Source organism: Streptomyces sp. NPDC041124 (genome assembly GCF_055592385.1).
The window spans coordinates 1-20737 of the sequence record NZ_JBVIYR010000013.1 but is presented as its reverse complement, the minus strand read 5'-3'; the positions used below and the strand labels follow the sequence as shown (position 1 = coordinate 20737).

Here is a 20737-nt window from a genome sequence, read left to right as displayed (position 1 = left end):
GGGAGGATGACAGAGGATCAGCACATACGCGATCACGGCCGGGCGGGCGGTGCCCGCCCACCCGGCGGCCGAACCGGCCGGCCCGCCCGAGCTACTGGCCTGCCGGCCGCTTGCGGTCACGTGCCTGGGTGGCGATGACGGCGGCCTGGACGCGGCGTTCCACGCCGAGCTTGGCGAGCAGACGGGAGATGTGGTTCTTGACCGTCTTCTCGGCCAGGTACAGCCGCTGACCGATCTGCCGGTTGGTCAGCCCCTCGCCGATGAGGTCGAGGATCTCGCGTTCCCTCTCGGTCAGGCCGCCGGGCAGGCCGTCCGGCTCCTCGACCGGCTGCTGTCCGGCTCCGCGCAGCCGTGCCATCAGCTTGGCGGTGGCGCTGGCGTCCAGCAGCGACTGGCCGCGGGACACGGTCCGCACGGCCGAGACCAGGTCCGAGCCCTGGATCTGCTTCAGCACGTACCCGGCGGCGCCCGCCATGATCGAGTCCAGGAGCGCCTCCTCGTCGTCGAAGGAGGTGAGCATCAGGCAGGCCAGGTCGGGCATCTGGGACCGCAGCTCACGGCAGACGGTCACTCCGTCCCCGTCGGGCAGGCGCACGTCCAGCACGGCCACGTCGGGGCGCAGCGCGGGAACCCGGATCAGGGCCTGCTCCACCGTCGCCGCTTCTCCGACCACCGTGATGTCCGGTTCGTCGTTCAGCAGGTCGTGCACCCCCCGCCGTACCACCTCGTGGTCGTCCAGGAGGAACACCTTGATCGGGTCTCCCGTGCTGCCGTCCTGCTCGCTGTGCGCCATCGCAACGCTCCTCGTGTGCCTCGGTCTCCGTAGAACTCCTCATCTTTCCAGGAAGGCCGAGGTCCCGGGGCGGTTGGCCCGTTCTTGCCCGCCTCAGTGGGCCGCGAGGCCGCGTCGGCGGAACCGGCCCCGTACCCGCTCCACGAGCGCCGTGTCGGGGACCGGGGTGTCGCGCAGGGGGAACGGGATGCCCAGGGCGTCGTACTTGGCGGCACCGAGCTTGTGGAACGGCAGGATGTCGACCCGCTCGACACTGCCGAGGCCCGCGAGGAAGCCGGCGAGTCCGTCGATCGCCTCCGGGTCGTCGGTCCAGCCGGGCACCAGGACGTACCGGATCCACATGCGCTTGCCGAGCCGGTCGAGGCGGGTGGCGAAGTTGAGGGTGGGGGCGAGGTCACCGCCGGTCAGCCTGCGGTACGTACGGACGTCGAAGGACTTGACGTCCAGCAGCACCAGGTCGGTGTCGGCGAGGAGGGCGTCGCTCGCGCGGGCGCCGAGGAAGCCGGAGGTGTCGAGGGCGGTGTGCAGGCCGATTTCCTTGCAGCGGCGGAACACCGCGGCGGTGAAGGCCGGCTGGAGGAGGGCCTCGCCGCCGGTGAGGGTCACTCCCCCGCCGGCGGTGGTGAGGAAGGCCCGGTACTTCTCGATCTCGGCCATCACCTCGTCGACGGTGGCCGGTTCGCCGTCCCGCATGCGCCAGGTGTCCGGGTTGGCGCAGTACAGGCAGCGCAGCGGGCAGCCGCTGAGGAACAGCACGAACCGGGTCCCGGGACCGTCCACTCCCGTGGACAGGTCCCAGGAGTGGATCCGGCCCGTGACCGGCTCGACGGTGGTGCTCACAGCGAGCCGTGGAAGGTGCGGCTGATCACGTCGAGTTGCTGCTCGCGGGTCAGGCGGACGAAGTTCACGGCGTACCCGGAGACGCGGACCGTCAGCTCGGGATACTTCTCCGGGTGCTCCATGGCGTCCTCCAGGGTCGCCCGGTCCAGGACGTTGATGTTCATGTGGAAGCCGCCCGAGGACATGTAGGCGTCGAGGATGCCGACCAGGTGGCCGGCGCGTTCCCCGGGGACGTGCCCCAGTCCCTCCGGGGTGATGGTGGTGGTCAGGGAGATGCCGTCGCGCGCCGCCTCGTAGGGCAGCTTGGCGACCGACAGGGCCGAGGCGGCGACGCCGTGCCGGTCGCGGCCGTTCATCGGGTTGGCTCCGGGGGCGAAGGGCTGACCGGCGCGGCGGCCGTCGGGGGTGTTGCCGGTGTGCTTGCCGTAGACGACGTTGGAGGTGATGGTCAGCACCGACTGCGTGTGCTCGGCGTCCCGGTAGGTCGGGTGCGCGCGCACCTTCGCCATGAACGTCTCCACCAGGTCGACGGCGAGCGCGTCGACACGGTCGTCGTTGTTGCCGTACGCCGGGAACTCCCCCTCGGTCTTGAAGTCCACGGCCAGTCCCGTCGCGTCGCGGAACACCTTGACGCGGGCGTGCTTGACGGCGGACAGACTGTCCACGGCGACCGACAGGCCGGCGATGCCGCACGCCATGAAGCGGTGCACCGGATGGTCGTGCAGCGCCATCTCGATGCGCTCGTAGGCGTACTTGTCGTGCATGTAGTGGATGACGTTCAGCGCGTCCACGTACGTCCCGGCGAGCCAGTCCAGGACGCGGTCGTACGCCGCCGACAACTCGTCGTAGTCCAGGTACTCCCCCGTGAGCGGCGACATCCGAGGGGCCACCTGGTCGCCCGTCATCTCGTCCCGGCCGCCGTTGACGGCGTACAGCAGGGCCTTGGCGAGGTTGACGCGGGCGCCGAAGAACTGCATCTGCCTGCCGACCGCCATCGCCGAGACGCAGCAGGCGATCGCGGTGTCGTCGCCGGTGCGCGGGCGCAGCAGCTCGTCCGACTCGTACTGGACGGCGCTGGTGTCGATGGACACCTGGGCGCAGAACTGCTTGAAGCCGTCCGGGAGCCGGGGCGACCACAGCACGGTCAGGTTGGGCTCGGGGGCCGGACCGAGGTTGTAGAGGGTCTGCAGGAAGCGGAAGGAGGTGCGGGTGACCAGCGGTCGGCCGTCCGCGCCGATGCCGCCGATGGACTCCGTCACCCAGGTCGGGTCGCCGGAGAACAGCGCGTCGTACTCGGGGGTGCGCAGGAACCGCACGATCCGCAGCTTGATCACGAAGTCGTCGATCAGTTCCTGGGCGCGGGACTCGTCGAGGATGCCTTCGTCCAGGTCCCGCTGGAGGTAGACGTCCAGGAAGGTGGAGGTGCGGCCCAGCGACATCGCGGCGCCGTTCTGTTCCTTCACCGCGGCGAGGAAGCCGAGGTAGAGCCACTGCACGGCCTCGTGGGCGGTGGCCGCGGGGCGGGTGACGTCGCAGCCGTAGGTGGCCGCCATGCGGGTGAGCTCACCCAGGGCCCGGATCTGTTCGGCCAGTTCCTCACGGTCGCGGACGACGTCCTCGGTGGAGGGCCGGGCGTCCAGCAGGGCCCGCTCGGCGCGCTTTGCCCCGACCAGCCGGTCCGTGCCGTACAGCGCGACGCGCCGGTAGTCGCCGATGATGCGGCCGCGGCCGTAGGCGTCCGGCAGGCCGGTGATGATGCCGGCCTTGCGGGCGGCGCGCATCGTCGGGGTGTAGGCGTCGAAGACGCCGTCGTTGTGGGTCTTGCGGTAGGTGCCGAACACCTCCGAGACGAAGGGGTCGGCCTCGTAGCCGTACGCCTTCAGACCGTTCTCCACCATGCGCAGCCCGCCGTTGGGCATGATCGCCCGCTTGAGCGGTGCGTCGGTCTGCAGACCCACGATCAGCTCGCGGTCGCGGTCGATGTAGCCCGGCGCGTGCGAGGTGATCGTGGAAGGGGTGGCGGTGTCGACGTCGAGGATGCCCCGGCGCCGCTCCTCGGGGAAGAGCGCGCTGACCTTCTCCCAGACCGCGCGGGTGCGGTCGGTGGGGCCGGTCAGGAAGGTGGCGTCACCTTCGTACGGGGTGTAGTTGGCCTGGATGAAGTCGCGCACGTCGATGCGCTCACGCCATCCGCTTCCGGCGAACTGACGCCAGGCGTCGGCGGTTCGGGGGCCGGCTGTCACCGTCGCGGTCATCGCAGGTCCTCTCGTCGGACGGTCTTGTCACTGTCGATGTTCGTCGCGCGGGCCCCCGGCGGGGAGTGCCGGACAGGGCACCGGACGGGTCCCCTCCGTCCCCTGCCGGCCGGGACCTTCGGCCTTCCGTGCCGAGAGCGACGGGAAGGAACACCCGAGCGGCGGACGTCCTCAGAGCGACGGGACGGAACGCCCGAGCGGCACACGGGAGAGGCGCGGTGCGCGTGCCCGAGCGGCAGGTCGTGGTGCCGGTGTCCCCTGGTGTCCGCCGGGGCCGGCCCTGACCGGCCGGCCCCGGCGGACCGGTGGCCGGCCGGTGTTCCGCGCCGCCTCAGTCGTGCGGGACCACGGCGACGGGGCATCCCACGTGGTGCAGGACGGCGTGCGTGACCGGGCCCGTGTGGACACCGACCCGGTGATCGGTGGCGCGGCGGCCCACCACGAGGAGGCCCGCTTCCCGGGTGGCCCGCACCAGTGCGACGGTGGCCCGTCCTTCGCTGACTGTCTCGGTCACGGGGACGGCCGGGTACTTCTCCCGCCAGGGGCGCAGCACCGCCGCCAGAGTCCGCTCCTCGTCCGCCCGCGCCCAGGCCTGCGGCTGCGGGGCAAAAGCCGGGCTTTCCGGGGCGGCGGACAGGAGCACCGAGGGAGCCGGCGCGGGCCGGAACGGCGTCCGGACGGCGTGGACCACCAGCAGGCCGGTGTCACGCCGGCGGGCGGCGTCGAAGGCGAACTCGATCAGTTCGTCGCAGGGACGGTCCGTCCGCAGCCCCAGCACCACCCGGCGGTAGGGCGTCGCGGGGACCTCCTCCGGGGCGACGCCGTCCGTGGCCGGCAGGTGCTCGTCGGCGGCTCCCCGTCCGGCACGCACCAGAACGACCGGGCACGCGGACCGGCCGACGACACGCTGGGACACGGAGCCCGTCACGAATCCGCCCAGGGCTCCGAGGCCGAGGGAACCGAGCACCAGCAGGCCGGCGTCGGCGGATGCGGCCAGCACAGTGGTGACCGTCGCGTCACACACGAGTCGGTCGGTGATCCGCAGACCCGGGTGGGCGGCACGGACGCTGCGTACGGCCTCTCCCAGCACCCGCTCGGCCCAGTCGTGCTCGTTGCCGTCCGCGGGGATGTCCGGGGCGGGGCGGGGGTGGCGGTGCCAGGCGTGGACCACGAGGAGTCCCGCCCCTCGCCGCTGGGCCTCCTGCGCCGCCCAGTGCGCGGCGGCCAGGCCCGCGGCCGATCCGTCGACCCCCACCACGATGTCGTGCGGCATGACGTGTCCCCTCCCGAGTCGGTGGCGTCCGGTGCCGTCGAGCGTCCTCCCGGCGGCACCGGTGGTCCACGGGCCGTACCGCCCCGGCAGGGGCCCGAAGGTCCTTCCGGGACGAACGGCGTCGACCGGGGCCGCCCGGTCCCCCGGACGGGACGGCCGGCACCTCGCGCCGGGCACGCTCCCGTCCGACGCTGGAACCGTCACGCCCAAGGCTGAGGAGCGCAGCGTCATGGTCCATTACGTGTACGACTTCACCGAGGGCGGCCGTGACATGGCCGACCTCCTCGGCGGCAAGGGATCGAACCTGGCCGAAATGACCCGCCTGGGACTCCCCGTACCGCCGGGATTCACCCTCACCACCGAGGCGTGCCGCGCCTTCCTGGCCACGGGCAGCGAGCCCGCGGGCCTGTGGGAGGAGGTCTCCGCGTACCTCTCCGCCCTCGAAGCGTCCGCCGACCGGCTGCTGGGTCAGCCGGACGACCCGCTGCTGGTGTCCGTCCGCTCCGGCGCGCGGTTCTCCATGCCCGGCATGATGGAGACGATCCTCGACATCGGCCTGAACGACGACTCCGTCCTCGGGCTGGCCAAGACCTCCGGCAGCGAACGCTTCGCCTGGGACTCCTACCGCCGCCTCGTCCAGATGTTCGGCAGCACGGTCATGGGCGTCGACTCCTCCTCCTTCGAGCACGCCCTCGCCCTCCTGAAGGGCTCGCGCGGCGTGCGGGACGACGTGCACCTGACGGCGACCGACCTGGCCGAGCTGGTCGAGACGTACAAGGACCTGATCCACCGGGAGAGCGGGGAGCACTTCCCGCAGTCCCCCGCCGAGCAGCTGCGCCGGGCGGTGCTGGCCGTGTTCGAGTCCTGGAACGGCGAACGCGCCAGGCTGTACCGGCGGCGCGAGCACATCGCCGACGACCTCGGCACCGCCGTCAACGTGCAGCGCATGGTCTTCGGCAACCTGGGGTCCGACTCCGGCAGCGGCGTCGCCTTCACCCGGGACCCCGCGACCGGACGCCCCGGCCTGTACGGCGACTACCTGCCCGACGCCCAGGGCGAGGACGTCGTCGCCGGGATCCGCAACACCGTGCCCCTGAGCGAGCTGGAGCGCCTGGATTCCGAGTCGTACGCCCGGCTGCGGACGCACATGGAGACCCTGGAGCGGCACTACCGCGACCTGTGCGACATCGAGTTCACCATCGAGCGCGGCACGCTGTGGATGCTCCAGACGCGGGTCGGCAAGCGCACCGCCGAGGCCGCGTTCGTCCTCGCCGCCGAGCTGGCCGACGAGGGGCTCATCACCCGGGACGAGGCGCTGGCCCGGGTGAGCGGCGAGGGCCTGGCCCGGCTGATGTTCCCGCGGTTCGACGCCTCGGCGGCCGGCACGGCACTGGCCCGCGGTGTCCCGGCCTCCCCCGGCGCGGCGGTCGGCGCCGTGGTCTTCGACACCGCCCGGGCCGTGCGCCGCGCCGCCGCCGGTGAGAAGGTCGTCCTCGTCCGGCAGGAGACCACCCCCGACGACCTGCCCGGCATGATCGCCGCCCAGGCGGTCCTCACCAGCCGGGGCGGCAAGACCAGCCACGCGGCCGTCGTCGCCCGCGGCATGGGCAAGGTCTGCGTGTGCGGCGCCGAGGAGCTCACCGTGGACACCGGGGACCGCCGCTTCACCACCGCGGACGGCACCGTCGTCGAGGAGGGCACCGTCGTCTCGGTGGACGGCTCGGCCGGAGCGGTGTACGCGGGCTCGGTGCCGCTGGTGGACTCGGCGGTCATCCGGTTCCTGGAGGACGGCCGGGGCGACGAGGGCGCACGGGGCGTGGTCGGCGCGGTGGCCCGGGCGCTGTCCCGCGCGGACACCGTCCGGCGCCTGGAGGTGCGGGCCAACGCCGACACCCCTCAGGACGCCGCCCTGGCCCGCCGGTTCGGCGCGCAGGGCGTCGGCTTGTGCCGAACCGAGCACATGTTCCTCGGTGAGCGCCGCAAGCTGGTCGAGCGGATGATCCTGGCCGGCACGGACGCCGAGCGCGACCGGGCCCTGGCGGAGCTGCTGCCCCTTCAGCGGCAGGACTTCGCCGGCATCCTGGCGGCGATGGACGGGCTGCCGGTCACCATCCGGCTGCTGGACCCGCCGCTGCACGAGTTCCTGCCCGACCACACCGACCTGGCGGTGCGGATCGCCGCCGCCGAGGCCCGGGGCGAGGAAGCGGACGCCCACGACGTCGAACTGCTGACCGCCGTGCGCCGCATGCACGAGGAGAACCCGATGCTGGGGCTGCGCGGCGTGCGGCTGGGGCTGGTCGTTCCCGGCCTGGTCGCCATGCAGGTCCGGGCGATCGGTGAGGCCGTCGCCGAGCGCATCCTGGCCGGCGGCGCCCCCCAGGCGGAGATCATGGTCCCGCTCGTCGGTGACGTGCGGGAGCTGCGCCTCGTACGCGAGGAGGTGCGACGGGTGCTGGCGGACGTCTCGCAGGCGTCGGGCATCACCGTCGACTGCCCCGTCGGCACCATGATCGAGCTGCCCAGGGCGGCCCTGACGGCGGGCCGGATCGCCGAGGAGGCCGAGTTCTTCTCCTTCGGCACCAACGACCTGACGCAGACCACCTGGGGCTTTTCGCGCGACGACGTCGAGGCGGAGTTCTTCTCCGCCTACCTCGACAAGGGTGTCTTCCCCGTCTCGCCGTTCGAGACGCTCGACCGCGACGGGGTCGGCCGGCTGGTGGGCATCGCCGTCGCCGAGGGCCGCGCCACCCGCCCGGACCTGAAGATCGGTGTGTGCGGCGAGCACGGTGGCGACCCCGACTCGGTGCATTTCTTCCACACCGCGGGGCTGGACTACGTCTCCTGCTCTCCGTTCCGGGTGCCGGTGGCGCGCCTGGAGGCGGGCCGGGCCGCGCTCGAGGGGACCGAGGGGAGCGACAGCAGGTGAGGCCCGGGGCCCCTCGGCCCCGGGGCCGGGGGCCGACCGCCCCTGCGGGCGGGGCCGGCCGCCTCTGGGATCCGGGCGAAAAGCGCAGCAGTCTTGAGGTGTCACGGAACGATCACAGGGAGTGGAGCACATGACCGCCAAGGACATCGGTACCCGTGAGACCACCGACACCGTCCGGGTGCGCGCCGACGGCGAGGTGGACGAGGAATCCCTCACCTACCTCCGCGAGAAGGTCGGTACCGCACTGGACCGGCCCGGACTGCCGCCGGTGAGCGGTGAGGTACGCGTCTCGAGGGCCTCGGCCCACCACCTCGCGCTGCCCTGGTCCGCGGGGGCCGAGATCCGCGTCGGCGGCGGCCTCGTCGTCGTCCACGCCCGCGAGGCGACCGCCCGCGAACTCGCCGACCGGCTCCACGACCGGTTGCGTGCCGGCGTCGAACGCGTCGCCCACCGGGACGGCGCCGTCCGCCGGACGGCCGCGCCGCCTCCGTGGCGCGGCGGCCCGATGAAGTAGGCGCCCGCACGGCGCCGCCCGACCCGGCGGGGGGCCGGAGCCGGCCTCCGGCCCTCCCCGTCGCGTCCGCGAAGGAGATTCCGCCATGACCACTCACACCGTCGGTGCAGTGATGACCAGGGACGTCGTGCAGGCGCACCGGACGACACCGTTCAAGGAGGTCGTGCGGCTGCTCGACCACCACCGGATCAGCGGGCTGCCGGTGGTGGACGCCGACGACAAGGTCCTCGGCGTCCTGTCAGGGAGCGACCTGGTACGCATCCAGGCTCACCGGGACGGCTGCGCACCGCCCTCCGCCCTGCGGGCGGGGGACGTGATGTCGACTCCCGCGATCACCGTGCACCCGGAGCAGACCGTGGCGGACGCGGCCCGGCTGATGGAGCGCCGGGGCGTCGAGCGGCTGCCCGTGGTCGACGAGGCCGACCGGCTCATCGGCATCGCCACCCGCCGCGACCTCCTCCGGGTCTTCCTGCGCGCCGACGACGACATCCGCCGGCAGGTGACCGGGGACATCGTCGTCGGCGCGCTGGACCTGCCGTCCGACGCCGTCCTCGTCTCCGTGCGCGACGGGGTCGTCACCCTGTCCGGCCGGGTCGAACGGCGCAGTCAGGTGCCGGAGCTCGTACACGCCGTCTGGCGCCTCGAAGGCGTGGTCGGGGTGATGAACCGGCTCGGCTTCCGCACCGACGACTGTGCGGCGCCCACCCGGCTCGCCCCGGCGGGGAACCCGTGAGCGCAGCGGCGGGCGGCGGCGCGGCGCGGGCCGAGGGGCCGGGGCCGACGGTCCCTGCAGAGCCGGGACGCAAGGGCGCGGGAGGGGCCCTTCGGCGTCTCCTCGGGCGGGCGGTCCGGGAGGACGGTGAAGGCAGACAGCGGCGCCGCCGGACACCACGGCGGCCCCCGACGACGGAGGCACACATCATGACCCGACAGGACGTGCGGACCGAAGACCGCGTCGCGACCGACGCCCCGTCCGACACCGCGGTCGCCGTGGACCGTCTGGTCACGGCCGGCCTCAAGGCACTCGCCGACTACGAGTCCCTCACGCAGGAGCAGGTCGACCACATCGTGAAGAAGGCGTCGGTCGCCGCCCTGGACCAGCACACCGCGCTGGCCCTGCTGGCGGTGGAGGAGACCGGTCGGGGTGTGTTCGAGGACAAGGCGGCCAAGAACATGTTCGCCTGCGAGCACGTCACGCACAGCATGGGTCACATGAAGACGGTCGGGGTCGTCGCCCGTGACGACATCGAGGACATGGTCGAGATCGCCGAACCGGTGGGCGTGGTGTGCGCGATCACCCCGGTCACCAACCCGACCTCCACGACGGTCTTCAAGGCGCTGATGGCGCTGAAGACCCGCAACCCGGTCGTGTTCGCCTTCCACCCCTCCGCTCAGCGGTGCAGCGCCGAGGCCGCCCGCGTGGTGCGCGACGCGGCCGTCGCCGCGGGGGCGCCGGAGCACTGCGTGCAGTGGATCGAGCAGCCGTCGGTCGAGGCCACCGACACGCTGATGCGGCACCCGGGCGTCTCGCTGATCCTCGCCACCGGTGGCAACGCCATGGTCAAGGCCGCCTACTCGGCCGGAAAGCCCGCCCTCGGTGTCGGCGCCGGCAACGTCCCCGCGTACGTCCACAAGAGCGCGAAGCTGCGCCGCGCCGTCAACGACCTGGTGCTGTCCAAGTCCTTCGACCACGGCATGATCTGCGCCTCCGAGCAGGCCGTCATCCTGGACACCGGCATCTACGACGCGGCGCTCGCCGAGTTCCGCACCCTCCACGCCCACCTGGCGACCGCCGAGGAGAAGGCGAAGCTGGAGTCCTTCCTCTTCCCCGCCTCCGGCGGCTCGGGCGCCGGCTGCGAACCCAAGGTCAACGCGGCCGCCGTCGGACAGAGCCCCGCCTGGATCGCCGGGCAGGCCGGATTCTCCGTACCGGAGGACACCTCGGTCATCCTCGTCGAGACCGCACACGTCGGCCCGGACGAGCCGCTGACCCGGGAGAAGCTCTGCCCCGTGCTGGCCGTGCTCCGGGCGGAGGACGAACAGCAGGGCTTCACGCTGGCCGCCGACATGGTCGCCTTCCACGGCCAGGGCCACAGCGCCGTCATCCACACCGAGGACCGTGACCTGGCCGAGGCCTACGGCACCCGCATGAAGACCGTGCGCGTCATCGTCAACGCCCCGTCCTCGCAGGGCGCGATCGGCGGCGTCTACAACGGTCTGCTGCCGTCGCTGACCCTCGGCTGCGGCTCCTGGGGGAGCACCTCGGTGTCCAACAACGTCTCCGCCGCCCAGCTGCTGAACATCAAGCGGGTCGGTACCCGGCGCAACAACCTGCAGTGGTTCAAGGTCCCGCCGAAGATCTACTTCGAACCGCAGGCCATCCGCTACCTGACCTCCATGCCGGACGTCCACCGCGTCACCGTCGTCACCGACGCCACGATGACCCGTCTCGGCTTCGTCGACCGGATCTCGCGCGTCCTGCGGCGGCGCCGCGACCCGGTCACCCTCCAGGTCATCGACAACGTCGAACCGGAGCCCAGCATCGACTCGGTGCGGCGCGGCGCCGACCTCATGCGGGACTTCCGCCCCGACACGATCATCGCGCTGGGCGGAGGCTCGCCCATGGACGCGGCCAAGGTGATGTGGCTGCTGTACGAGCAGCCCGGCATCGACTTCGCGGACATGCGGCAGAAGTTCTCCGACATCCGCAAGCGTGCCTTCCGTTTCCCGACCCTGGGCAGGCTGGCCCGCCTGGTGTGCGTGCCCACCACGTCGGGGACCGGTGCGGAGGTCACCCCCTTCGCCGTCATCTCCGACCCGGCCACCGGCAAGAAGTACCCGCTGGCCGACTACGCGCTCACCCCGAGCGTGGCCATCGTCGATCCCCTCCTCACCGCCGCCCTGCCGCCGGCGCTGGCGGCCGACAGCGGCTTCGACGCCCTCACCCACGCCATCGAGGCGTATGTGTCCGTCTACGCCAACGACTTCACCGACGGCCTGGCGCTGCACGCGATCCGCCTGATCTTCGGCAACCTGGAGGGGGCGGTGAACGAGCGCGACGGTGCGGCGGAGGCCCGGGAGAGGATGCACAACGCCGGGACCATCGCGGGCATGGCCTTCGGCAACGCCTTCCTCGGCATCGTCCACGCCATGTCCCACACCCTCGGCGCCACCTTCCACGTCGCGCACGGCCGCACCAACGCGGTCCTGCTCCCCCACGTCATCCGCTACAACGGCACCGTCCCCACGAAGCTCACCGGCTGGCCCAAGTACGAGAACTACCGGGCCCCGGAACGCTTCCAGGACATCGCCCGCACTCTCGGACTGGCAGCCGCGACCCCGCGGGAGGGCGTGGAGTCCCTCGCCGGCGCCGTGGAGCGGCTGCGCGACGCCGTGGGCATAGAGCCGTCGTTCCGGGCCCTGGGCGTGGACGAGAGGGCCTTCCTCGACGCCCTGCCCCAGCAGGCACTGAACGCCTTCGAGGACCAGTGCGCACCCGCCAACCCGCGGATGCCCATGCTGGACGACATGCAGGCGCTCATGCGCACCGCCTACCACGGCTGACCACGGGGCCGGTGGTCACCGGTCCGAGGCCGCCGTGCGGGAGCTGACGGGCTCCCGCACGGCGGCTTCGGCGTTCCCGGGCGCGTGCCGCGCCCGGCGGGGGCGGAGCGGCGGGTATGTGAAACACCTCACTTCCGGATACCCCCCGGGGCATAAACCGCATCCTGTTACGGTTGAGCCATGCATACCCCCCCGGGTATCAGCGAAGGCCGAGTGAGCAGGAGTTCCCCGCATGGTTCCCGAGATCGATCAGCACACGTTCGCCGAGGCGCACGCCGCGGGCGCACTCGTCATCGACGTCCGCAACCGCGGCGAGTACCGCGCCGGCCATGTCCCCGGCGCCCGGTCGGCGCCGCTGCCCGACCTCCCCCTGGCCCTCGCCGCACTGCCCAAGGACCGGCCGGTCCACGTGATCTGTCAGAGCGGCGGCCGCAGCACGCAGGCGACGTCCCTGCTCCGCGACCTGGGCTACGACGCCCACAGCGTCAGCGGCGGCACCGCCGCCTGGATCGACGCGGGCCACCCCTCGGTCACGGGTGACGAGCCCGGCACGCCCACCACCCCCGCCACTTCCGAGGAGACACGATGATCACCGTTCTGCCCGTCGAGACCCCCGGCCTCGGCGACCGCACCTACCTCGCCCACGACGGTTCCGTGGGCCTGGTGGTCGACCCCCAGCGCGACTACGACCGCGTGACCGCGCTGGCCGACGCCGCCGGAGTGCGGATCACCCACGTGTTCGAGACGCACATCCACAACGACTACGTCACCGGCGGCCTGGCCCTGGCCCGCGAGGTGGGCGCGCGCTACCTGGTGAACGCCGACGACGAGGTCTCCTACGAGCGGACCCCGGTGCGCGACGGCCAGGTGATCGAGGTCGGCGACACGCTGCGAGTGCGGGCGATCCACACCCCCGGCCACACCCACACCCACCTCTCCTACGCCCTGGAGGCCGACGGGGAGCAGCTCGCGGTGTTCACCGGCGGCTCGCTGCTGTACGGCACCACCGGGCGCCCCGACCTCCTGGGCCCTGACCACACCGACACCCTGGTGCGCGCCCAGTGGCACTCGGCGCGACGGCTGGCGGAGGAACTGCCGGACGAGACGGCCGTCTACCCCACCCATGGGTTCGGCTCGTTCTGCTCCGCGACCCAGGCCACCGGCCTGGCCAGCACCATCGGCCAGGAGAAGCGGACCAACACCGCGCTGACCGCGGACGAGGAGGCCTACGTCGAGCAGCTCCTGGCGGGCCTGGACGCCTACCCCGCCTACTACGCCCACATGGGGCCGGCCAACTCCGAAGGACCCGGCGATCCCGACCTGTCGGCCCCGTCCGTGGCGGACCCGGCCGAGCTGCGCCGCAGGATCGAGGCCGGCGAGTGGGTGGTGGACCTGCGCGACCGCACCGCCTTCGCCGCCGGGCACCTGGCCGGCAGCCTCAACTTCGGCCTGGACGGCCAGTTCGTCACCTACCTGGGCTGGCTGATCCCGTGGGGCACCCCGCTCACCCTGCTCGGGGAGAGTGCCGAGGACGTGGCCGAGGCCCAGCGCGAGCTGGTCCGCATCGGCATCGACCGCCCGGCCGCCATGGCCACCGGCGGCCCCGGGGACTGGGCCGGCGGCGAGCCGCTGGCCGCCTACGAGCGCGCCACCTTCGGCGACCTGAAGGCCGCCCTGGACGGCGACGACGACTTCGTCGTCCTGGACGTACGCCGCGACCAGGAGCGCGCCGAGGCGCACATCCCCGGCACGGTGCACATCCCCATCCACGAGGTGCCTGACCGTCTCGAGGAGATCCCCGCGGGCCCCGTCTGGGTGCACTGCGCCGGCGGCTACCGCGCCGGAGTCGTCGCCGCACTGCTCCACGCCCGCGGCCGCGACGTCGTCGCCGTCGACGACAGCTTCGACAACGCCCTCGACCTGGGGCTGTGCTCCCTCCCCTCCCGAACCCCCGCATCCTCCGACGACCGACAGGAGATCAACGCGTGACCGCCCCCACCGCACCCCGCAGCCTGACCATCGACGAACTGCGCACCCGGCTGGCCTCCGCCGGCCCGCCGCGCCTGCTCGACGTCCGCTCCCCCGCCGAGTTCGAGGGAGCGCACATCCCCGGCTCCTACAACGTCCCCCTGGACACCCTGCGCGAGCACCGCGAGGAACTGACCCGGCACCTGGACACCGACGTGGTGCTGGTGTGCCGCTCCGGCCAGCGCGCCGGCCAGGCCGAACGCGCCCTCGCCGAGGCCGGACTGCCCGGCCTGGCGGTCCTGTCGGGCGGCATGTCCGCCTGGGAGAAGTCCGGCGCACCGACCAACTACGGACAGGAGCGCTGGGACATGGAACGCCAGGTCCGCCTGGTCGCCGGCTCCCTGGTGCTGGTCGGCGCCCTCGGCAGCTTCGCCGTACCCGGCCTTCAGGCGCTGTCCGCGTTCGTGGGCGGTGGACTGGCCTTCGCGGCCATCAGCAACACCTGCGCCATGGGCGTCCTGCTGTCGAGGATGCCGTGGAACCGCACCCCCTCCTTCGACCCGCGCAAGGCCGTCGCCCGGCTCGCCGACGGCAGGTGACCACCATGACGCTGACGCTCGTCCTGGTTCTCGCGCTGCTGGTCGGCGTCTCCCTCGGGCTGCTCGGGGGAGGCGGGTCGATCCTGACCGTGCCGCTGCTGGTCTACGTCGCGGGCATGGACGCCAAGGAGGCCATCGCCACCTCCTTGTTCGTCGTCGGCGTCACCTCCGCCGTGGGCGTGATCAACCACGCCCGCGGCGGGCGGGTCCGCTGGCGCACCGGTGTCCTGTTCGGAGCGGCCGGCATGGCCGGCGCCTACACCGGCGGACTGGTCGGCGGCCACATCCCCGACGTCGTCCTGCTGATCGCCTTCGCGGTCATGATGATCGTCACCGCCGCCGCCATGCTCCGCGGCCGCCGAGGTGCCGATCCCGGCCGGGCCCACCAGCAACTCCCCGTAGGACGGGTCCTGCTGGACGGCGCGGCCGTGGGTCTGGCCACCGGCCTGGTCGGCGCGGGCGGCGGCTTCCTCGTCGTCCCCGCCCTGGCCCTGCTGGGCGGCCTGCCCATGCCGGTGGCCGTCGGCACCTCCCTGCTGGTCATCGCGATGAAGTCCGCGGCCGGCTTCGCCGGCTACCTGTCGAGCGTCCAGATCGACTGGACCCTGACCCTGGCCGTCACCGGATTCGCGGTCGCCGGCAGCCTGGCCGGGGCGCGGCTGGCCGGGCGCGTCCCCGCGCACGTCCTCTCCCGGCTCTTCGCCTGGTTCGTGCTGGCCATGGGCACCTTCGTCCTGATCCAGCAGGCCCCCGCCCACATAGCGGTCCCGATCCTGGCGGCCCTCGCCTCGCTGGGCGCCGGTGCGGGTGTCTGCTACGGCTTCGTCGCCCGCTGTCCGCTGCGCCGGGTCGTCCACCGGACCTAGCGCCCACCGGCCCGGCCACCGCTGCCCCGTCGTCCCGTCCCCTCGGAGCGCCGGGGCAGCGGCATGCCGTGCCGTCCGGGGAATGTCCCGCCTCACTCCCGCGTTCTTTACCCCAGGGGGTATCAAACGCCCACACTCCCGCGAAACGGAAGGAACATCCCATGAGCACCGTCGCCCTGACCGCCGCGGACTTCGAGAAGACCGTCACCGCCAACGACATCGTCCTGGTGGACTTCTGGGCCGCGTGGTGCGGACCGTGCCGGATGTTCGCCCCCGTCTACGAGAAGGCCTCCGAGGCCCACTCGGACATCGTCTTCGGCAAGGTCGACACCGAGGCCGAACAGGCCCTCGCCAGCGCTGCGGACATCACCTCGATCCCCACGCTGATGGCCTTCCGCGAGGGCGTCCTGGTCTTCTCCCAGCCCGGCGCCCTGCCCCCGCAGGCCCTGGACCAGCTGATCACCGCCGTCCGCGGGCTGGACATGGACGAGGTGCGTGCCTCCCTCGCGACCTCGAGCCCCGGCCAGTGACCACCGCCGGTCCCCCGGCCGGCCCTTCGAGAGGACACCCCATGGTCCAGCTCCCCGCCGACCAGGTGCGGTCGGCCGCCAACCGGCTCAAGCGCGCCCAGGGCCAGCTCGCCGGCGTCGTTCGCATGCTGGAGGAAGGACGCGACTGCGAGGACGTCATCACCCAGCTCGCCGCGGTCAACCGCGCGCTGGACCGCGCCGGCTTCGCCATCGTCGCCAGCGGCCTCAAGGAGTGCCTGAGCCAGGAGGGCGGCGCCGACAGCCTCGACACCCAGAAGATGGAGAGGCTCTTCCTCTCCCTCTCCTGAGACCCAATGAGCCCCGGGGCCGGCGGTGTGCGCTGATCCGCCGTTCGAAGGCAGCCCCCTCCCGTCGGCTGCCCGGAATGCCGGTCAGCCGTCAGGGCAGGGCGCGACCAGCGGCACCCAGGGCACCGGTGGCGCTGCCCGGACGAGCGGACCGCCACGGATGGCGGCCGCCTCCATCACGGTGCCCGCATCGAGTTCGGCCGGCCCGCTGCGCGAGACGACCAGCACCGAGCTGCCGTGCGCGACCGCCACGTCCAGCAGGCCCCTGGCCGTCCCCAGGCGTCCGGCACGGCCGGCAGGGCGATGGTAGACGGCGGGCGTGTGGGTGATACCGGCCCGGGCCAGACGGGGCAGGGCCCGCCCCACCACCGCTCGGACTGCCGGACTGGCCGGGTGGCGCGCCGCGGCCCTCGGCGGCAACGGCGGCATCACCGCGATCAGCAGCAGTGGGGCGCCACGTGCGTCGGCCAGCCGGACGGCGGCCTCCACCACGGGGACGTCGTCGAGGCGGTCGGCCAGCACCGCGGCCACCGGAAACCGTGTGCCTGAGCGATCCGGTCCACAAACGGGTGACGCGGGCGCGGGGTGCGGACGAGAGGAGGTCATGGCCGTCACGCCTTCCGGTCGAAGGAAGAAGGAGGGTGTGGTCATGGCGATTCCTTGTCGTGCTCGGTGGCCTGCGGGGGTGCGGGCCGGTGGGCCGCAGGAGTGTGCGCTGCGGCGCGACGGGCCTCGTCCGCCGCCGTCCCCGCCGGACGGTCCTGAACGGCGGACGGCGGCCGGCCGCGGGTGGCGATCAGCGACCACCCGATGGACACGGTGATGGTGGTGACGATGACGCCGAGGGTGAGGGGGATGGGCAGCTTGCCCACGGGTGTCTCGGACAGGATGAGCTTGACCCCGGCGAAGGCGAGCAGGACCGCGAGGCCGTAGTGCAAGTACTGGAAGCGGCGCAGCAGTCCGGCGAGGCAGAAGTACAGACTGCGCAGGCCCAGGACGGCGAAGGCGTTGGCGGTCCACACCAGGAAGGTGTTGGTGGTGATCGCGAGGACCGCGGCGACGGAGTCGACGGCGAAGATCAGGTCGGTGGCCTCGATGGCGACCAGTACCACGAACAGCAGCGTCGCGATGCGCTTGCCGCTGACGCGGATGAAGAACTTGTCGCCGTGGAACCTCGGATCGGTGGGGATGAGCTTCTTGACCAGGCGGACGACGGGGTTGCGGTCGGGGTGGACCTCCTCGTCCTTGGAGACGGCCATCTTCCAGCCGGTCCAGATCAGGAACGCACCGAAGAGGTAGGCGGTCCAGAAGAACACCTGCAGCAGCTCGGCGCCGACGAAGATGAAGACCAGCCGGGCCGCCAGCGCCCCGATGACGCCCCAGAACAGCACCTTGTGCTGGTAGGCGTCGGGAACGGCGAAGAACGAGAAGACCAGCGCGAAGACGAAGACGTTGTCGATCGACAGAGCCTTCTCGATCAGGTAGCCGGCGTAGTAGGTGGAGGCGGTTTCGCCGCCCTGCCATGCCAGCAGGACCAGGCCGAAACCCAGGCCGACGGCGATCCACAGCGCGCTCCACAGCGCGGCCTCGCGGAAGCCGATCACGTGGTTGTCGCGGTGGGCGATCAGGTCGACGGCGAGCATCACGCCGATACCGGCGGTGACCGCGGCCCACACCCACAGCGGGACGGCGAACGACAGTTCATTCATGGTTGCTGGGCTTCCTCGGGCGGGAGCGAGAAGGACGCGGGCGAGCAGCGCCGATGACGCTGATGCGGGGCGGGGTCCGAGGGGACATCGGGATCCCTTCCGGCGAGGTCGAAGGGGAGGTGGAGACATGTCCAGCGTCACCCGGCCTCCGACCTACGTCAAGAATTGCGCGAAAAGTTTTTCGTCAATCTACTTTCGCGAAATTTCTTTGATCAAGCGAAACGGGCTTCGTATGATGGAGTTCATGAGTCAGCCCTCCGCCACGCGCGGTGGCCAGTGGACGTTCCTGACCAACCACGCCCGTGTCCTGATCGCCCTCGCCCGTGACCCGGAAGCACGGGGACGCGACGTCGCCGAGCTCATCGGCATCACCGAACGGGCCGTGCAACTGATCGTCGCCGACCTGGAGGCCGCCGGATATCTCACCCGCACTCGCGTAGGCCGCCGCAACCGCTACACCATCGACCCCACCGTGGCCCTGCGTCACCCGTCCGAAGCCGACCACCCCGTCGGTGACCTGCTGGCCACCTTCCTGCACCGCGAGGACAGCCCCGCCGAGGACACCGGAAGCGCCGCCTCGTGACCACCCGCCCGACAGCCTGCGGCACCGCCGGCCTGCGGAGACCGCAGCGGTTCTGACAAGTGGCGGATGGCCGCACGGCGGCCCACACTGGTTCACGTGTCACGGGAAGCGGACCGCTCAACGGCGAGCGCCCGCTCCGTCCCACGGCGGCCGGAATCCACGTGCTGGGCCCTTCAAAGGCACGCCCGGGCCGGTCCGGTCCGCCCTCGCTTTACGACCACACACGTGACGTCACCAGTGACCCCCTCCCGACGGCACCCGTACCACCGACCGAAGAACCCGTCGCGTGACACATCTGGGAAGCCGCACTCGGGAAGCCGGGCCCCACGCATGACCGGGGCCCTCATGAAGGGAGTTCCGACGATGAACTCACGCAGCAGGAAGATCGCCACCGCCACCGCCGGGGCCTGCGTCCTGTCCCTCGCCGTGGCAGCCCCCGCCTCCGCCGGCAGTACGGCGCAGGAGGACGGCAAGGCATCCGTGTCCGTCTTCCACGGCGTTCCGGGCCTCACCGTCGACGTGTACGCCAACGGCAACGAGTTGATCCCCGACTTCGAGCCCGGCACCCTGACCGAGCCCCAGTCCCTGGACCCGGGCACCTACGACATCGAGATCTTCGCCGACGGCCAGGGCCCCGACGGCGATCCCGCCGTCCAGAAGAGCGTCGAGGTACCGGCCGGGGCCAACGCCACGCTCGCGGCCCACCTCGACGCGCAGGGCGACCCCACGCTCACCGCGTTCGTCAACGACACCTCCGAGGTGCCGGCCGGCCAATCGCGGCTGACCGTCCGTCACGTAGCCGCGGCGCCCGCCGTGGACGTCCGCGCGGGCGGCGAGCCGGTCGTCGAGGACCTGACCAACCCGAACGAGAAGTCGCTCGAGGTGCCCGCCGGCACGGTGAACGCCGACGTCGTCCTGGCCGGGACCGACACCGTGGCCATCGGCCCCGCCGACCTCGACCTCGCCGAGGGCACCGGCACGATCGTCTACGCCTGGGGCAGTGCCGAGGACGACAACCTCGCGCTGAAGACGCAGACGATCAGCGGCATGGACTCCGCGCCGAACGGTGTGAACGCCGGTGGGAACGGCGCGATGGCCGCCGACAACGAGTCAGCCACCGTCTGGCTCGCCTGGGGCACCGCGGGCGCCGTCGCGGTCGCCGGGCTGCTGGCCGCCCACCGCAGGTACCACCGGAGCGGCTGACGGCCATGCGCCTCTCCACCGGGGGCGGGCGAACGTCCGCGGCGGCCATCGGGGTCGCCGCGGTCGTCGCCGCCGTCCTGGCGGCTGTGCTGGCCTGGTCGCTGTGGCCGGCCAAAGCCTCGGCTCCGTCGGACTTCGGCGACCGGCCGCGGGCCCTGGAGCCCGCGGTCGGACCGTCGAAGGGGGTCCACGACGGCGGACCGGGCGAGGCGGAGGACCCGTCCGTCCCCGGACCCGAGCCGACGGCGCTGCGCATCCCACGGCTCTCCCTGGACGTCCGCATCCATGACGTCGGCGTCGAGGACGACGGCACGGTGGAGATCCCCGGTGACGCGGGGCGGATCGGCTGGTACCGCCACGGCCCCGCGCCGGGCGCCCCCACCGGATCCGCCGTCCTCATCGGCCATGTGGACGACCGCACCGGCGACCTGGGCGCCTTCGCCAAGCTGTACGAGGTCCGAAAGGGCGACGACATCGCCGTCTCCCGCGCGGACGCGCCCCCTGTCCGGTACGAGGTGACGGCCCGTGAGGTGGTCGACAAGGACAGGCTCCCCGACGAGGTCTTCCGGCGTCACGGGCGGCCCGTCCTGACCCTGGTCACCTGCGCGCCCCCCTACGACCACGACCATGGCGGCTACCAGCGGAATCTGCTGGTGTACGCCGTTCCGGTCCCCGAGCACGGCTGACCCCGGCCGGCCTTCGCCTGGGTGCGTCAGTGGTGGGCGTGGACGACGGCGTGGCCCTTGCCGCGGCCGATCATCCACTTGTTGACCGGCGTGGTGATCACGAACGCGACGGCGAAGCCG

At 72.3% G+C, this 20737-nt stretch carries 19 protein-coding genes and 1 pseudogene; 13 read left to right on the top strand and 7 right to left on the bottom strand.

Going from position 1 to position 20737, the window contains the following annotated elements; translation table 11 throughout:
- Positions 1-91 precede the first annotated feature (91 nt).
- The 4 genes from ACZ6A9_RS29165 to ACZ6A9_RS29150 all read right to left on the bottom strand — a co-directional run bounded on the left by ACZ6A9_RS29165 (position 92) and on the right by ACZ6A9_RS29150 (position 5161).
- Entirely contained in the window at positions 92-793 is a 702-nt protein-coding gene (locus ACZ6A9_RS29165) for a response regulator (protein ID WP_468991339.1), read from the bottom strand.
- 93 nt (positions 794-886) lie between these two features.
- A complete protein-coding gene (gene pflA, locus ACZ6A9_RS29160; RefSeq protein ID WP_468991337.1) occupies positions 887-1633 on the bottom strand; it encodes a pyruvate formate-lyase-activating protein in 747 nt (248 codons plus the stop codon).
- The gene (pflB, locus tag ACZ6A9_RS29155) at positions 1630-3888 is read right to left on the bottom strand and encodes a formate C-acetyltransferase (RefSeq protein WP_468991334.1); all 2259 of its coding nucleotides are present in this window, start codon (positions 3886-3888) and stop codon (positions 1630-1632) included. Before pflB ends, pflA begins: the two co-directional genes overlap by 4 nt.
- A gap of 331 nt (positions 3889-4219) precedes the next feature.
- On the bottom strand, positions 4220-5161 hold the full coding sequence (locus ACZ6A9_RS29150; protein ID WP_468991332.1) for a universal stress protein: 942 nt from the start codon (positions 5159-5161) through the stop codon (positions 4220-4222).
- A gap of 229 nt (positions 5162-5390) precedes the next feature.
- Here ACZ6A9_RS29150 and ppdK point away from each other — a divergent pair, with 229 nt between their 5' ends.
- From ppdK to ACZ6A9_RS29100, 10 genes are all read left to right on the top strand, one after another.
- The gene (ppdK, locus tag ACZ6A9_RS29145) at positions 5391-8087 is read left to right on the top strand and encodes a pyruvate, phosphate dikinase (RefSeq protein WP_468991327.1); all 2697 of its coding nucleotides are present in this window, start codon (positions 5391-5393) and stop codon (positions 8085-8087) included.
- 130 nt (positions 8088-8217) lie between these two features.
- Positions 8218-8601 carry a hypothetical protein gene (locus ACZ6A9_RS29140; RefSeq protein ID WP_468991324.1) on the top strand — a complete coding sequence of 128 codons (384 nt, stop codon included), beginning with the start codon at positions 8218-8220 and terminating at the stop codon, positions 8599-8601.
- Positions 8602-8686: 85 nt separating this feature from the next.
- The gene (locus tag ACZ6A9_RS29135; protein WP_468991321.1) at positions 8687-9334 is read left to right on the top strand and encodes a CBS domain-containing protein; all 648 of its coding nucleotides are present in this window, start codon (positions 8687-8689) and stop codon (positions 9332-9334) included.
- Positions 9335-9522: 188 nt separating this feature from the next.
- Positions 9523-12165 carry a bifunctional acetaldehyde-CoA/alcohol dehydrogenase gene (gene adhE / locus ACZ6A9_RS29130; RefSeq protein ID WP_468991318.1) on the top strand — a complete coding sequence of 881 codons (2643 nt, stop codon included), beginning with the start codon at positions 9523-9525 and terminating at the stop codon, positions 12163-12165.
- A gap of 232 nt (positions 12166-12397) precedes the next feature.
- A complete protein-coding gene (locus ACZ6A9_RS29125; RefSeq protein WP_468991313.1) occupies positions 12398-12754 on the top strand; it encodes a rhodanese-like domain-containing protein in 357 nt (118 codons plus the stop codon).
- A complete protein-coding gene (locus ACZ6A9_RS29120) occupies positions 12751-14154 on the top strand; it encodes an MBL fold metallo-hydrolase (protein ID WP_468991310.1) in 1404 nt (467 codons plus the stop codon). The genes ACZ6A9_RS29125 and ACZ6A9_RS29120 overlap by 4 nt, the downstream gene beginning before the upstream one ends.
- On the top strand, positions 14151-14732 hold the full coding sequence (locus tag ACZ6A9_RS29115) for a rhodanese-like domain-containing protein (protein ID WP_468991308.1): 582 nt from the start codon (positions 14151-14153) through the stop codon (positions 14730-14732). Before ACZ6A9_RS29120 ends, ACZ6A9_RS29115 begins: the two co-directional genes overlap by 4 nt.
- 5 nt (positions 14733-14737) lie before the next feature.
- Entirely contained in the window at positions 14738-15598 is an 861-nt protein-coding gene (locus ACZ6A9_RS29110; protein WP_468991305.1) for a sulfite exporter TauE/SafE family protein, read from the top strand.
- Positions 15599-15759: 161 nt separating this feature from the next.
- The gene (trxA, locus tag ACZ6A9_RS29105) at positions 15760-16128 is read left to right on the top strand and encodes a thioredoxin (protein ID WP_468991301.1); all 369 of its coding nucleotides are present in this window, start codon (positions 15760-15762) and stop codon (positions 16126-16128) included.
- 41 nt (positions 16129-16169) lie between these two features.
- Positions 16170-16436 carry a metal-sensitive transcriptional regulator gene (locus tag ACZ6A9_RS29100; protein ID WP_468991298.1) on the top strand — a complete coding sequence of 89 codons (267 nt, stop codon included), beginning with the start codon at positions 16170-16172 and terminating at the stop codon, positions 16434-16436.
- Between the two features lie 84 nt (positions 16437-16520).
- Here ACZ6A9_RS29100 and ACZ6A9_RS29095 read toward each other — a convergent pair whose 3' ends face one another.
- Positions 16521-16967, bottom strand: coding sequence for a universal stress protein (locus ACZ6A9_RS29095; RefSeq protein WP_468991296.1), 447 nt, complete (start codon positions 16965-16967; stop codon positions 16521-16523).
- Between the two features lie 116 nt (positions 16968-17083).
- Entirely contained in the window at positions 17084-18145 is a 1062-nt protein-coding gene (locus ACZ6A9_RS29090) for a TerC family protein (RefSeq protein WP_468991293.1), read from the bottom strand.
- 244 nt (positions 18146-18389) lie between these two features.
- Here ACZ6A9_RS29090 and ACZ6A9_RS29085 point away from each other — a divergent pair, with 244 nt between their 5' ends.
- From ACZ6A9_RS29085 to ACZ6A9_RS29075, 3 genes are all read left to right on the top strand, one after another.
- Positions 18390-18728: a helix-turn-helix transcriptional regulator gene (locus ACZ6A9_RS29085; RefSeq protein ID WP_468991290.1), complete on the top strand. Its 339-nt coding sequence runs from the start codon at positions 18390-18392 to the stop codon at positions 18726-18728.
- A 363-nt stretch (positions 18729-19091) separates the two neighbouring features.
- Complete coding sequence (locus ACZ6A9_RS29080) at positions 19092-19931, top strand: DUF4397 domain-containing protein (RefSeq protein ID WP_468991289.1); 840 nt, start codon at positions 19092-19094, stop codon at positions 19929-19931.
- 5 nt (positions 19932-19936) lie between these two features.
- A complete protein-coding gene (locus ACZ6A9_RS29075) occupies positions 19937-20617 on the top strand; it encodes a class F sortase (protein ID WP_468991286.1) in 681 nt (226 codons plus the stop codon).
- A 26-nt stretch (positions 20618-20643) separates the two neighbouring features.
- Here ACZ6A9_RS29075 and ACZ6A9_RS29070 read toward each other — a convergent pair.
- Positions 20644-20737, bottom strand: a pseudogene (locus tag ACZ6A9_RS29070) (DUF4396 domain-containing protein); the annotation flags it as partial.